General features: G+C 30.1%; 7 protein-coding genes. 1 reads left to right on the top strand and 6 read right to left on the bottom strand.

Translation table 11 applies throughout. From position 1 onward, the window contains the following. Positions 1 to 14: 14 nt before the first annotated feature. Positions 15 to 1,115 (bottom strand): PRK06851 family protein, encoded by a 1,101-nt coding sequence (locus tag ABV008_RS12065; RefSeq protein WP_352420079.1) that lies wholly within the window; start codon positions 1,113 to 1,115, stop codon positions 15 to 17. A 308-nt stretch (positions 1,116 to 1,423) separates the two neighbouring features. Here ABV008_RS12065 and htpG point away from each other — a divergent pair, with 308 nt between their 5' ends. Further along, positions 1,424 to 3,304 carry a molecular chaperone HtpG gene (htpG, locus tag ABV008_RS12070; protein WP_352420080.1) on the top strand — a complete coding sequence of 627 codons (1,881 nt, stop codon included), beginning with the start codon at positions 1,424 to 1,426 and terminating at the stop codon, positions 3,302 to 3,304. A gap of 55 nt (positions 3,305 to 3,359) precedes the next feature. Here the strand turns inward: htpG and ABV008_RS12075 are convergent, their stop codons facing one another. The 5 genes from ABV008_RS12075 to addB all read right to left on the bottom strand — a co-directional run bounded on the left by ABV008_RS12075 (position 3,360) and on the right by addB (position 15,410). Then, complete coding sequence (locus ABV008_RS12075) at positions 3,360 to 3,611, bottom strand: GIY-YIG nuclease family protein (protein ID WP_352420081.1); 252 nt, start codon at positions 3,609 to 3,611, stop codon at positions 3,360 to 3,362. Positions 3,612 to 3,684: 73 nt separating this feature from the next. After that, the gene (locus tag ABV008_RS12080) at positions 3,685 to 7,221 is read right to left on the bottom strand and encodes an SbcC/MukB-like Walker B domain-containing protein (protein ID WP_352420082.1); all 3,537 of its coding nucleotides are present in this window, start codon (positions 7,219 to 7,221) and stop codon (positions 3,685 to 3,687) included. Further along, on the bottom strand, positions 7,202 to 8,428 hold the full coding sequence (locus ABV008_RS12085) for an exonuclease SbcCD subunit D (RefSeq protein WP_352420083.1): 1,227 nt from the start codon (positions 8,426 to 8,428) through the stop codon (positions 7,202 to 7,204). The genes ABV008_RS12080 and ABV008_RS12085 overlap by 20 nt, the downstream gene beginning before the upstream one ends. Continuing rightward, positions 8,425 to 12,018 (bottom strand): helicase-exonuclease AddAB subunit AddA, encoded by a 3,594-nt coding sequence (addA, locus tag ABV008_RS12090; RefSeq protein ID WP_352420084.1) that lies wholly within the window; start codon positions 12,016 to 12,018, stop codon positions 8,425 to 8,427. The genes ABV008_RS12085 and addA overlap by 4 nt, the downstream gene beginning before the upstream one ends. Beyond that, positions 12,018 to 15,410 (bottom strand): helicase-exonuclease AddAB subunit AddB, encoded by a 3,393-nt coding sequence (addB, locus tag ABV008_RS12095; RefSeq protein WP_352420085.1) that lies wholly within the window; start codon positions 15,408 to 15,410, stop codon positions 12,018 to 12,020. The genes addA and addB overlap by 1 nt, the downstream gene beginning before the upstream one ends. Positions 15,411 to 15,421 lie beyond the last annotated feature (11 nt).

Consider the following 15,421-nt stretch of genomic DNA (forward strand, 5'->3'; position numbering starts at 1 on the left):
GTAAACAATATTAATTAAATATTGTCCGTAGCGTCAATTTCATATTTTAATATTATGTCTATAATTCTATTTTTCACTTTCTCAGTTTCATCATAATTCATATTTGGAATATACTGCGCTTCCATTAGGTCGTGATTTTTCTTTGCGCCTGCTAGCTTTTTTATGGCTATGGATATTAAATTCTCGTACACTTTTTTGTTGTCTTCTATGCTTTCTTTATAGTTATTGTATATTTTTTTATTAATATATTCGTTTAAGTCTATTACCTTAATGTTGTTATCTTTAGCTGCATCCATTATAGATAAAGCTATATTTAAATCCTTGATTATAATAGTTTCTATCTTTTCTGGTATCAATGGTGTATGGAAAACTTCTACATCAACGCCTCTCTGAGTAGCTTCTTGGTATACTTTTTTCATCAATGTTGTTTTCCCTGTACCTATTTCTCCTTTTATATAATAGGTCTTATCTATATCCCTAAGTAGTGTGTCAGTATGCTCTGCCCATCCAGTTGGTGTATATGCACTACCAAATAAATGCCTTTCTTTCCCTACTTTCTCCACCAATGGTAAGCCATTAAGCACTTCCTTTATTAAATTATCTGTTAATACATTAAGCTTTCCAAAATCCATTACTTCTTCCATTTTCCAAATTGTATCCTCTTGAATAAGTCTTGCTGCTTCTAAATATTTATATGCGCTTTTATAAAACTTACTGTTTCTATCTATTACCTTTATGATTTCCTCTCTATTTTTTTCTAAACCTTTAGAATCCCAGTATTCTCCTAGGTTTATTATCATATCTATAGCACCAGGATATTTTGGATCTATAACATGAGGTGCGGTACCATCAACTACAGCTATTTTTAATTTTGGTATCATAACACTATCAATAGATTCTCTATCAGAGGAACAATGATGATACTCAACATCATATCCCTTTTCTTGCATATAAATCCCAATATTTCGCATCATTGAAGATTTTCCTGTTCCAGGTCCACCTTTTAAAATAATTATTTTATTTGCATCTTTTCTATTTATTATATAGTCATAATACGAGAAAAAACCCTTAGATGTATTGCCACCTGGGAACATCCTTCTTTCCTTACCTATCATTTTATGAATCTCCCTCCAGTTTTTATATACTAGTCTCTTACCCTTATTTTATATTCTATTAGACTAATATATACTTAGTTACTACAACTAGTAACTTTTTATTAAATCTTTTATATATATAAGAATTATCCATGGGCGAAACAGAAAACGAGTATAAATTTCATTAAATCAAGAAATAAAACATAAGTATCCTTAATTTTATGTATAACCCATTGACAAATTATATGAATTTGGTAAATTATAATTAGCACTCTAATGAAGAGAGTGCTAATTAATGTGATGAATTATTTACGAAGGGAGAAGGTTTTATGGTAAAAAAAGAATTTAAAGCAGAATCTAAAAGATTATTAGACCTGATGATTAACTCTATCTATACTCATAAAGAAATATTTTTAAGAGAGCTTATCTCCAATGCTAGTGATGCTATTGATAAAATGTATTATAAAGCTTTATCAGATGAAAACATTACATTCAATAAAAATGATTATTACATCAAAATAGTAGCTGACAAGGACGATAGAACATTAGCAGTATTTGATACAGGAATTGGTATGACAAAGGAAGAACTAGAAGAAAATCTAGGAACAATAGCAAAGAGTGGTTCTTTTGCATTTAAAAATGAAAATGAACTAAAAGACGGATATGATATTATAGGTCAGTTTGGAGTGGGCTTCTACTCTGCATTTATGGTGGCAGACTCAGTTACAGTTTTAAGTAAGGCATTTGGTAGTGATCAAGGCTATAAATGGGAATCAACTGGTGCTGATGGATATACTATAGAACCATATGAAAAACAAAGTGTTGGAACAGAAATTATACTAAAAATAAAAGAAAATACTGATGATGAAAACTACGATGAATTCTTAGAAGAGTATAGAATTAAATCTATAATAAAGAAGTACTCAGATTTCATAAGATATCCAATTAAAATGGATATTAGTACAAGAAAACTTAAGGAAGGCACTGAAAATGAATATGAAGAAATAGTGGAAGAAAAAGTTGTAAATAGTATGGTTCCAATATGGAGAAAGAATAAGAATGAGCTTAGTGATGAAGACTATGAAAGCTTTTATTCTGAAAAGAGGTATGGTTTTGACAAGCCTCTAAAGCACATACATATTAGTGCTGACGGAGCAGTAAGATACAACTCAATATTATTTGTTCCTGAAAAAACACCTTATGATTTTTACACTACAGAATATGAAAAAGGATTAGAATTATATTCTAATGGTGTCCTAATAATGAATAAATGCCCAGATTTGGTTCCAGACTATTTTAGCTTTGTAAAAGGTATGGTTGATTCAGAAGATTTATCTCTAAATATTTCAAGAGAAATGCTTCAACATGATAGACAATTAAAAATCATCGCTAAAAGAATAAAGGAAAAAATAAAAAGCGAATTACAATTGTTACTAAGAAACGAAAGAGAAAAATATGAAGTTTTTTATGAAAACTTTGGTAGGCAACTAAAATATGGAGTCTATAGTGATTTTGGGCAAAATAAAGAAATACTTCAAGATTTGCTAATGTTCTACTCTTCTACAGAGAAGAAAATGGTTACATTGGATGAGTATGTAGGTAGAATGAAGGAAGAACAGAAGTATATATACTATGCCTCTGGAGAATCTGTTGAAAGAATTGATAAAATGCCCCAGATAGATCTTTTATCTGAACAAGGATATGAAATCTTATATTTTACAGATGATATAGATGAATTCGCCATTCGTATGTTAATGAATTATAAGGATAAGGAATTTAAATCTGTATCTAGTGGAGATTTAGGCATAGAAGATATGGATAAAGAAGATAATAAGACCTCTGATACACAAGAAAACAAAGATATATTTGAATTTATGAAAGAAGCTTTATCTGGCAAAGTAAAGGATGTAAAGCCATCAAAAAGACTTAAAAATCATCCAGTATGCCTTGCATCTGATGGAGATTTAACTATAGAAATGGAAAAAGTACTAAGTGCAATTCCAAATAGTCAAGAAATAAAAGCTGAAAAGATTTTAGAGATAAACACAAACCATGAAATGTTCAATGCAATAAAAGAAGCTTTTCAGAATGATAAAGAAAAGCTAAAACTATATACTAATGTTCTATATAATCAAGCATTACTTATTGAAGGATTGCCAATAAATGATCCTGTAGAATTTACAAACAACATATGCAAGCTTATGAAATAAAATGTGTTTTGAGGCCCCTATTAAGGCTTGTCCTTAATAGAGGCTTATTAATGTCTTATTTTTGGAGTTGCTTACTTACTAGTAACTCCTTTTCTTCTTTAGTTAATTGTTTTATTGCATATTCTCTTTTAGTGGCCTCATATTTGTCTTTTATTTCTTCAAAATAGACAAGTTCTACTGGTTTATTTGCTCTTGTATATTTAGAGCCTGTCCCATTATTGTGTTCCTTAATTCTTCTTTCTAAATTTGTAGTCCATCCAGTATACAGTGCGCCATTTCTGCATCTTACCATATATACATAAACCATTTTATCAGTCCTAATCTTATGTTTTATTTGAGATTAAAAGCTTCAATCCCTCTATACAATATAATTCTAAGCTTTAGCTATATTCTATTTTAACCTTTGTTCCATGTATTCCTGCTACTGCTGGGCTAACTAGAAGTTTTACAGGTACTCTATTTTTAAGTTCCTCTACATGACTAATTATACCTACGCTAAGGCTTTCATTATATAATCTTTCAAGAGATGTCATTACCACATCTAAAAGATTGTTATCAAGAGTACCAAAGCCTTCATCAAGGAAAAAGAATTCTAAGGATGTATTCCCTTTTAGTTGAATTTTCGAAGATAGTGCTAATGCAAGAGAAAGTGATGTAAGGAAAGTTTCTCCTCCTGATAAAGAATTACATTCTCTTCTTGCTCCTCCATTATAATTATCAATTATTGAAAAATTATTATTTGAATCATATTCTAGCTCATATCTTTCTCTAGTTATTTCTTTAAGTCTTTGTGATGCTACCCTTGCTATATAAGTCAAATGACTCCTTGACACATATTCGACAAATCTTTTCCCTTTAGTCAAATCTAATATCTCAGAAAGTATGTCAGCCTTTTTCTGTTGGACTTTTATCTCTCTTTTTAGTTTATCAACCTCAATCAAGTTTCTAGCCATTTCATCAATTTTGTTCTTTATCTTCCCTATTTCTTCAATTATCTTACTATGCTCCTTATATACATTTTCTTTGCTTTCAATTATAGCTGTCCATTCTTCTTCTGTAATTGATTGTCCAGCTAATTCATTGTTTATTCTAGTGATGTTATTGTCTGTATCCTTAACTTTATTAGTATATAACTCGATTTCTTTTTCTAAGCTATCTATAACGCTCTTTTCAAGTCTGCTATTGATTACTTCTTTAATAGAGCCAAAGTCATTTACAGCTAATGCCTTATTTAAATTTTCTTTCAAACTAATTGATGATTCTTTAAGAGCTTCTATTGCTTTTTCGAGCCCTGCTTTTTCTTCATTAAGTTTATTTAAATTTATATTTTGGTTATCCAAAATAGTTTTCAGTTCTTTTTCACCATTAATTATTTCCACAATGTTTTTTTCAATTTGCTTTTTAAGATTTAGAGGTTCTTCTTTTCCTACAATTTGTTCAATATTAGTATTAAATTCATTAACTATATTTCTTTTATCCATTATAGATTGTGAAATAAGTTTTATATCTTCATTATTTTTATTTATTTTCTCAGATATTTTTTGTATATCTATTTTTATCTTCTTATTTTGTTCTTTTTGCTGCTTCAGTTCTTCTGAAATATTTTCTACTTCTTCATCTAGTTTATTTATTTCTTTTAATCTATTGGCAGCATTTGTAATGTTCAATGCTTTAATATGAGCATCATATTCTTTATATACAGTACTGATTTCTTCTTCTGTCATTAGTAGTTTGTTATTAATATTGTCGAAAGCCTCTTTATCTTTATCCAAATTAGTTTTATACATGATATTATTGTTATCTAATGCTCTTTTTTCTTCATCTATTTCCGAAATTTTATCGTCTAGAATTTTGCATTCCTTATTCCAATTGTTCCTGTATTCTTGTGCAGAATTAAATTTTATTTCTAAATCTTTCTTTTCCTCTTTTATGCTTGTTATATTTATTTGTAAAAGGAACCTCTCTAATTCATGAAGCTCTTCTTGATTCTTATTATATTCATTAACTTTACTTTTTACCTCTTCCTCTAGTCTTATCAAGTCTTTTTCTATTATATTGACTTCATTTTCAAAATTTATTATTAATGTTTGATTCTCTAATATTTTCTCAGAGCCTATAGGCACAATAGGAGCTGGGTGATGTATAGAGCCACAAACTGGGCAAGGCTCTGAATCTATTAACTGTTCTCTTAAGATACCTGCCATATTTTTATACTCTAATTCTTTTGTCTCTTTTTTAAATCTATTTAACTTTTCCACCTTTGACTTAAGTTCAGAACTTAAGTCACTAATTTTCTTATTAAATTCTTCTTTTTCTTTCAATATTTCTTGCTGATTTTTCTTTAGCTTTTCTGCTCTTTCTTTTGCCTCTTCATGCTTTTCAATTTTTGATGATAGCTCAAGGGCTCTTTTTTGATAATCAGATATTTCATTAATATCTTCTGGTTTTTTTGATTCTAAGCTAGCTTTTTTATTCTTTAACTCTTTTATTGAGCTATCTACACTCTTCAATCTTTCTATGATTTGCTCCAAGTCTTTATTGTTTTTATCTATTTTTTTTAGTATATTGTTCTTTTCAACAAGAGAATTCTTTCTGTCACTTTTTAACTGTAAATATCTTTTCTCTAAATCCTTTGCATCATTTAATTTTTGTCTATATTCTGATGAAATAGATTTAATACTTATTAAGTCTTCCTTTTCTTCTATTCCACTATCATTCTTTTCTTCTCTAGATAACAGTTTTTCAAGTTCCTTAGTGTCAATATTAATGCTATTTTCTAGGCTGCTATACCTTGTTTTCAGTTCGTTTATTTCATTATCCAATGATTCCTTTTTTATTAATAGTTCAATGGCTTGTTCTACCTTAGATTTTCTTTCAAGTAAAATAGGATATTCTTTTTCCTTTTTATATAATGCTATATTGTATTGCTTTTTATTTTTCTCTATAAGTGAATTAAGCTTATCAATTTCTATATTGTACTGTCCTAAGCTCTCGCTACTTTTTTCGATATCTTTTAATGCCTTTTGCATGTTTTCCATATGAGGCAGAACATTTAGTGCATTCTTTCCCTTTCGCAAATTGTTTTTCTTAACTTCATACTCTTCATGCTTTTCCTTTAACTGTTCTTTTATGCCTAAGTAATTAGCCAATTCCTTTTGAAGGCTCCATATTTTACTATACTTTTCATGCTTATCATTAATCTCTTTTATTTGAATTTTTAATAGTTTTTCATTCTCTTTGAAATCTGTAAGCCCTTTATTTAATGCTTCTATTTCGTCTTTAGATACACCATCATACCTGCTAAGTTCCCCTTGAATTCTGTTTAATTCTTGGCTTATATTATCTCTTTTCTGCTTAGCTTTTCTATTTAATCTCTCTCCATAATCCTCAAGACCTAAAATTCTTTCTAACATTTCATTTCTTCCTGCTCCAGTAAGAGTTAGAAATTCACTAAATTTCCCCTGTGGTAGTACCACTGTTCTTATAAAATCGTTAAAATTAAGGCCTATAATATTATCCTGCAATTCATTTTCTACAGATGTCCTACCTTCAATTATTCTTTCTTGATTACCATCTTTGTCATAAATAATTAACTTCACAAAGGATGTATTAATCCCACCATTCTTGGTTCTTCTCATACTTCTCTCTACATTATATCTCCTTCTTCTCTCTCCATGTCCCGCTTCAAATTGGAAGGAAAGAAAGAGCTTATCAGTTTCCGTATTTATGTACATAGCTGATTTTCTTGCTGTCTGTCCATAAAGCGAAAGAGTTATTGCATCTAAAATAGATGATTTACCGCTACCAGTAGGACCAAATATTCCAAATAAGCCTCTTTCAGTTAACTTGTCAAATTCAATAGATTGCTCTTCTAAAAAGCTATTGAGTCCTGATACTTTAAGCGTCTTCGGCTTCAATTTCATCACCCTCTTCCGTTATTATATCTGCAAACATTTCCATTAGCTCCTGACTAGGTTCCATTTTTCTCTCATTTAGATAATGTCCTTTAAATAATTCTAGAATCGATTTTTCTCTAAAATCATCTATTTCTTCTTTTTCTTCCTCAAATGCTTCGATAATAGGAGTTATAGTAAGTATATCTGGCTTTATTGTTTTAAGCTGTTTTATTTCTGCTTGAGTAATTAATTTATCTGTTTTTATTTCAAGGTATACCCAGACTTCTCTTTCTCTATTGTCTATGCACTTATTATATGCCTCCTCAATACCATTTACTTTCCAGACTTCTACAGGCTTTGATATGTCAAGATTTATTTTCTTTACTTTTGGATCTTGTCCAGCTTTTAAGTCTACAATAAAAATACTTTTTTCTTGACCAACTTCACTTTTACTATATTGTATAGGTGAGCCTGAATAATAAGCATTTAAAGATGAATTCCTAACCTTTTGCGTTTTATGAAGATGACCCAATGCAATATATTGAGCTTTTTCTGGCAATGATGCTGCATTTACAGTAAGACCCCCTCCTATTTGTATGGGTCTTTCTGAGTCTGTTGTCTCTCCACCCATGACAAACAAGTGGCTCACGCATAAATTTATAGTGTCATCTCGATATTTATTAGATAGTTCAGCAAATATTTGGCTAATTCTCTCAGAATAGGTTTTCTGCATTCCTTCTTCATCTACTACACCTTCGAAGACCTCATTGAGTCTTTGTTCACTAGGGTAGGGCAGGGTCAATATTATTGTTCTTTCTCCACCTATTTCTAGTTCAACATAACCCTCCGCTGCGTCTACAATTTTATGCTGTCCAATCTCACCAGGTTCTACTTTACTCTTCGGTGTACCTAAAAGTATAACTCCATGCTCTCTAGCAAGAGGTCTAGATGAAACAAGTCTATCAGGGTTGTCATGGTTTCCTGCAATTATTAGTACTATTCTATCTCCGTTATTTGAAAGTCTTTTTATTCCTCTATAAAAAAGTGTCTCTGCCTTTGCGGGTGGATTACTATTATCATAAATGTCTCCTGCTATCAAAACCAAATCAATTTTTTCATCATTAGCAATATCTATTAATTCATCTATAAATTTTTCTTGTTCTTCAATTCTGCTAAAATCTTCTAGGTATTTTCCAAGATGCCAATCAGAAGTATGAAGAATTCTCATTCTACCTTCACCTCTTTGTCTAATTCAAATGAATATATATATGTTTCCTTAACCTTTCTTTTTGTTATTCTTTCTAGAGCCTCTTTATAAAGCATCATCTGACTCTTGTATTTATCTACTATGTTACTAAGCTTTTCTTCTAGTACATAATCAGTCTTATAATCAACTAGGACTAAAACATCCTCTTCCTCAAAATAGCAATCTATAATTCCTTGTATCAATACATTTTCGTTACAGTTATTAAGTCCGCTTATAATCTCTGAGGCCTTTTTCTTTAAAACGAAGGGGGTTTCTCTATTGATACAGTTTGACGACAATAATCTTCGCCCTATTTCACTTTTATAAAAATTAAGTATTTTATCTATATTTACAACTTTAGCTTCTTCCTCCGTAAGCAATTCTTCAATAACCATTTCATCTACCTTTTTTTCTATAGATTCCTTATCTATGGAACTATTTACATTAAGATGCTGCATAACAAAGTGAATTATTGTTCCTATTTCTGCTTTTGTAAAAGGCTTTTTGCCCTCTAAAAATTTCGGCATCTTTACTATTGATGGTATCTTATAGTTTAATGTTTCTATTGATTTAAATGATGCCTTCTTTATATCAGAAACAGACAATTTAGAAGGTATATTAATTGAATTATCATATTCATAGCTCCACTCAAATCTTTTGTCAACCTCATCCTTAACACATGTTGGAATATAATCATCAAAATTCTCTAATCTATTTCTAAATTCCTTTTTATTTATTGTATTATGTTCTTGACTGACACTTAAGTCTTTTCTGTTTAATAGTTGAATCCTCCAGCTTGTATCTTCACTGATAACATTTTCGTATTCATCATCTACACCAGCTAATTCTCTGATAACGCTGCCATCTGAATGTTTCGCTAAACTATTACATATCCAATCAAGATAACATTTACTATTAGACAAGTAATAGAGGTTGGTTTCTTTACACCATTTTTTTGCCTCTTTTGAAACATCTTTTACAGAACCTATTAAAAGAAGTCTATCCTTTGCCCTAGTCAAAGCAACGTAAAGTATTCTCATTTCTTCAGACAAACTCTCAAGTTTTACCTTTTTCTTAATAGCAGCCTGAGGGAGAGTGCTTGTATATCTTCTCTTTAATACATCTACATATTTAGGACCAAGTCCTAAATCCTTATGTATTAATATGTCGTCCTTAGTATCCATAAGGTTAAATTGCTTTCCAAGGCCTGCAAAAATAACAACTGGGAATTCAAGACCTTTGCTCTTATGAACACTCATAATTCTTACTACATTTTCATTCTCTCCTAATATTTTAGCAGTACCCATATCTCCACTGCTATTTTTAAGCTTTTCAATAAATCTAATAAAATTAAATAATCCATTAGAGGAACTCTTGTCAAATTCATAAGCTCTGTCTACAAGTATTCTAAGATTAGCCTGTCTCTGCATTCCTCCAGGCATTGCACCGAAATAATGATAGTATCCAGTATCTATCATAAGCTTCCAAACGAATTCATCTAGTTTTGAGTATCTAGACTCTTCTGCCCATTTATTTAAGCTATCTAAAAAATAAGAAAGCCTGTTGCTTAAATCATCATTATTTTCACTTATATAGCTTTCAATTGCTTTATAATAGCTGCTACCCTTATTTGAAGCTCTTATGCTTATTAGCTCCTCAGTATTAAATCCTCCAATAGGCGATCTCATGACACTTAATAATGGAATGTCTTGCATTTTATTATCTATAATACTAAGAAAATTTAAGAATATCTTGATTTCAAGCGCATCTAGATAACCTGCACTATCATCTGTATATACTGGTATATTTTCATTAATCAATACTTCATTAAAAACTGATGCCCAGTTCTTCATTGTTCTTAGCAGAATAACTATATCCTTATATTCAATTTTTCTAAATTCCTTAGTTTTGACATCGTAAGTTGTCTTTTCTATTAGCTCTTTTATTCTATTAGCTACTATTCTGGCTTCTACTTCAATGCTAGCCATTTCTTCAAGGTCTTCATCTAAATCTTCTAGTCCGTCTGTCTTTTTTTCAATTATATCTATTTGTATAGGAGTATCATTGCCGTTGTGTTTCTCATATATTGCTCCTTCATATAAAAACGCTGCCTTATCATATTTCACTTCACCAAGCTTCTCTGACATTATGTTTTCAAATAAATAGTTAACTACGTCAAGAATTTCTTTTCTACTTCTAAAGTTCTTAGACAAGTCTATTCGCTTGTTTAATTTAGATTCGTCATTAGTATAACTGTTATATTTCTCTATGAAAAGAGAAGGGTCTGCTAATCTAAATCTATATATGCTTTGTTTTACATCTCCTACAAAAAATAAGTTATTATCCCTTTTCATTCTATTTATTATTGTCTCTTGAACAATATTACTATCCTGATATTCATCAACAAAAATATACTCAAATTTACTTCTATACTCTTCTCTTACCTCTTTATTCTCTAGAATTCTTAAAGCATAGTGCTCTAAGTCGTTAAAGTCAATTATTCCCTTTTCTAATTTTTTGCTTGCATATATTTGTGAAAACTCAACCACTAAGTGATACAAATATTTCATTACAGGATATAAGTTATTTATTTCCGCTAAATATAATTCTATATTCTTATTAAAAATATCTTTCTTTAACGATTTATCAATAATAATCTTATAACTATCTCTTAGCTTTGTTACTTCCTTTTTAAGTTCTTCATCTACATCTTTTGAGACTCTCTTCAATCTTTCATGAGAAATTTTTTCTAAGCATTGATTGAAACTAGCTATCTCTTGTTTGTTCAAAGCCTCCTCTAAATTTTCAATGTTTTGTAAATCACTTCTTAGTGCATCTAGATAGCTTTCTGGTCCATTTTCCTTGTGACAAACCTTAATTGCTTCATTTACTATATCTTTAGCACCACTTAACTCAATTTTTATACTATCCTTAATAGTTTCAATCCAAATACTTTTCTCTAATTCCTCTTGTGTCATATTAAACATTTCTACCATTTCCTCAAGCCATTTTTCTGGATAAGGCTTGCTTTGAATAAATGAGTATATTCTAAGTATGAGATTCTCTAGCTTGATGTCATTTTTATTGCCACCAAAACCTTCTACTAATCTTATAAAGTATTCGTTTCCTATTTCATATTCTGACTCTAAGAGCTCCTCTAAAACATCTTGAAGCATAATTTGAAGTTCAGTCGTATCGCCTATTTTAAATGCTGGATCAATGTCTATAAGGTGAAAATGCCTCCTTACTACGTTTATACAAAAAGAATGGACTGTGGTTATATGTGATTTGTTTAAAAGTGCTATTTGCCTTCTAAATTTTTCTTCTTTTTCTCCACCTTTTTCTATTTCCTCCATTAGTGCAAGAAGTATTCTTTCTCTCATTTCACCTGCAGCTGCATTAGTAAAAGTAACTATTAGTAATTTATCTATATCTATCATATCTTCAGTCACTAATCTAATTATTCTCTCAACTAAAACTGCGGTCTTACCTGAGCCTGCAGCTGCTGAAACCAGCAAATTACATCCTCTTTGAGTAATCGCTTCATTTTGAGCATCTGTCCACTTTGGCATTATTCTTCACCTCCAAGCTTTTCTCTTAACTTTAATATTACATCATCATCTTTTAGCTTTTTAATATTTCTGTATTTGTTATCTTCAAAGCTAGTTTCAAATTGACATATCGTTGAAAATTCACAGTATGCACATGATACATACTTATCAGTCTTGCAAGGTTCTATTCTTATCTTGCCTTTTAATATCTCTTCTGATATTTCAGATATCAGCCCTTTTACATGTTTAATCAATATATCTAAATCTTCTTTATCAAGAACTGAAGAATTTTTAGAAAAGCTTCCATCCTTATTAATGCTTACTGGGATTATAGAGGAACTATTGGCTTCTTCTATATCTCTATCCATTGCCTTCACAATATTTATGTCTTTAATAATTATTCCATCAAGTCTTAATTTTTTTGCGATTTCCTTTTCAATCACTTCTACATCTTCTTCGTCAGACTCGATCATCGGGTCATCTATTTTAAAATAAAAAACTCCAGCAGGATAAATATCATTTTTTATCAGCTTATCACCATTAGAAATAATTGCATCTGCATAAACTAGCAGCTGTATTTGAAGACCATAATATGCTTCTGATAGGCTGAAGGTTTTGCTTCCTGATTTGTAATCAATTATCTTTACGAAGCTTCCATTTTCCCCTTCAAGAATATCTACTCTGTCAATTCTCCCTTCAAGTCTTATTTCTTCACCATTAGGAAGATTTATAATAATAGGAGGTATCTTACTATTTGGTCCATCCCCAAAGCTAACCTCGTGCTGCATTGGCACAAAGTCTCCTTTTCTTATGTGCTCAGTAATTGTCCATAAGGCTCTCTTACTTATTCTTTTAAGCCTATTTACCATGTATTTATACCTATGTGTACTTAAAAATAGTCCTTGCTGAAACTCATCTATCATCTTGTCTAATACTTTTTCAACAATTTCATCAGATTTATTCCTATCAAGTTGGTCCCAACTTAAATTCTCTAAAGAAAGCTCCTTAGAAAATTCTTCTATGGAATTATGAAAAATAAGACCAATGTCAGGACTCTTAATTTCATGAACTTTCCTTTCCTCTGGTGCTAGTCCATATTTTACAAAATGTGAATAAGGACAGTTTACATATCTCTCAAGCCTAGAAATACTAGACCTGAAAGGTAGCTGATAAATTTGTCTAGAATATACTTCATCTATTTTTTCTTGTTGATTATTATGATATAGACCTTCTATAACTAAATATAATTTTTCCTTCCACTTTTCTTTATTGTAATACCAATTGTAGACGTCCCACCACATATCGTTTATTTCATTGCCATCTAGTTTGAGTCTTAAATTTTCTATTAAGTATTTAAAAGATGACATAGGTGTAGCTATTAAATTTAACTCTGTTTCATTATTTTTTATTATATCGCTATATAATGTAAGATTTTCGTAAATCTTTTTAAGCTTATCTATTATCATTGAAGGTCTTATGGTTTTCCCCTCACTATCACTTAGTGCATAGCTAATAAATATATATTCACTTGGCTTGGTAAATGACGTATATACAGAGAAATTTTCTTCACAAGCTTTTGTCTCAGTATCAGAAGAAATATCTATCCCTATATTCTTTAGCTCTGTTTTTTCTTCATCTAGTAATAAACCACCATCTTCCACAATAGATGGAAGTATTCCATCGTTTACTCCTACTACAAATAAAGCTTTTATATCATGACTTCTAGACCTGTCTAAGCTTCCTATTAAAACCTGGTCCATAGTGGGGGGTATTATTCCAATCTCATATTCCGAAAGGCCAGATTCAAGTATTTTTACATATTCATTTATTGTTACCTTTTTATCTCCAAGTATCTCTACTAGTTGATCTAGCACTTCCATTACTATATTCCAAATTTGGGTATTTTCATTGACTAGTTCTAGATATCCTCTTTGCTTCTGCCTATCTATTAAGCTGTTAAGCTTTTCTTCAATATTCATATCTGTCAAAAATTCAAACAAGTATTTTGTTAGGTCATCAATTCGACTTTTATTCTTCATCTTTTTCTTAAATACTGATATATGTTGAATAAACTTCCTTCTAATTTCATTAATTTTGTTTAGTTCTAGTTCTTCTTCACCATATATAAAATCATTAATCCATTCATCTCCAATAATACCAAACCTAAGGATATAGTTTTCCAACATTTCATATTCTCTTTTCTCTAAATCACTAAAACCTGTTTTTATAAATTTAAAAACATCCTCATATCTAAAATTTCTAGAAATTATTTCAAGACCAGATATTATAAATTTAACTATTGGGTTATTCATTATACTTCTTTTATCATCAATAAAATATGGTATTCCATATTCACCAAAAACTCTTTTGATAGTAGATGCATAGCCATCAATTATATTACATACTACTGAAATGTCTCGCCACCTATAGCTATTATCTCTTACAAGTGATACTATCTGTGATGCAACATTTTCAACCTCTGTATATTGATTTAAGCTATAAAACACTTTTACTCTTTCTGTCTTTTTCTCATATTTAACATAGGGATATGAAAAGAGTTGTTTCTCAAGATGCCAAATTTCTTGATTCTTATACTTTGTATCAATGTCTAATATAGTTTTTCTTTCTTCCACACCGTTGCTTTGCGCTATATTTCTAAGTCTTTCATATGTATTAGCTGTTGGTTTAAATAAAATATAGTCTTTAGGATTATTTGTATCAAGAGTAAGAGATATACTTATTTTCCTGCATTTAATCATAAGTTTCTCTAGTATTTTATACTCTAGTGCTGAAAAGCTACTGAAACCATCAACCCATATCTCAGCATCATCAAAATAAATAGATTTATCAAGTCTTTCTATAACTAAATTCATTTTATCTTCATCATCTATATACTTGCCTTCCATATATTCACTAAATTTTCTATATATTAACGATATATCTTTTAATTTCTGTTTCAGCATAACATCTTGTGTAATAGCATCTGCTTTTTCCTCAATAGCTTCTGCTGGTATATCGTCTTTTTTAAGTTCAGATATAAGCTGACAAAAGCTTGATAAAAAGCCATCCTTCTTAGATGCCTTGTTGAATACTGTTAGGTCTTTTGCATTTTCTTCGAAAAGTTTTTTTAGCACCATTATCTTTCCTAACTCATTTATAGCAGTTCTTTTTATTCCTCCTGCCTCGTTGAGTACCTTATAGCCAAGTCTTTGAAAACTAAGTACCTCTACTCTCATAATTCCTTCGAGCTCTTTTTTAAATATTAAATCAGCTTCTGCTTGTAGAGTAAATTGCTCTGGAACTAAGAGAATAAGCCTATGTTTGCTATTTTCTTTAAGTCTATACTCAATTTCTTCTAATATTCTATTGGTTTTACCAGAACCAGCTCGTCCTAAAATATATCTAATTTTCACTATATCACCCC

Origin of the sequence: Proteiniborus sp., assembly GCF_040308045.1 — a bacterium.
Classification (GTDB): Bacteria; Bacillota; Clostridia; order Tissierellales; family Proteiniboraceae; genus Proteiniborus.

Coding starts and splice junctions, on each gene's coding strand:
- addA (WP_352420084.1), bottom strand. CDS start 12,018: ATGCCAAAGTGGACAGATGCTCAAAATGAAGCGATTACTCAAAGAGGA.
- htpG (WP_352420080.1), top strand. CDS start 1,424: ATGGTAAAAAAAGAATTTAAAGCAGAATCTAAAAGATTATTAGACCTG.
- ABV008_RS12065 (WP_352420079.1), bottom strand. CDS start 1,115: ATGATAGGTAAGGAAAGAAGGATGTTCCCAGGTGGCAATACATCTAAG.
- ABV008_RS12075 (WP_352420081.1), bottom strand. CDS start 3,611: ATGGTTTATGTATATATGGTAAGATGCAGAAATGGCGCACTGTATACT.
- ABV008_RS12085 (WP_352420083.1), bottom strand. CDS start 8,428: ATGAGAATTCTTCATACTTCTGATTGGCATCTTGGAAAATACCTAGAA.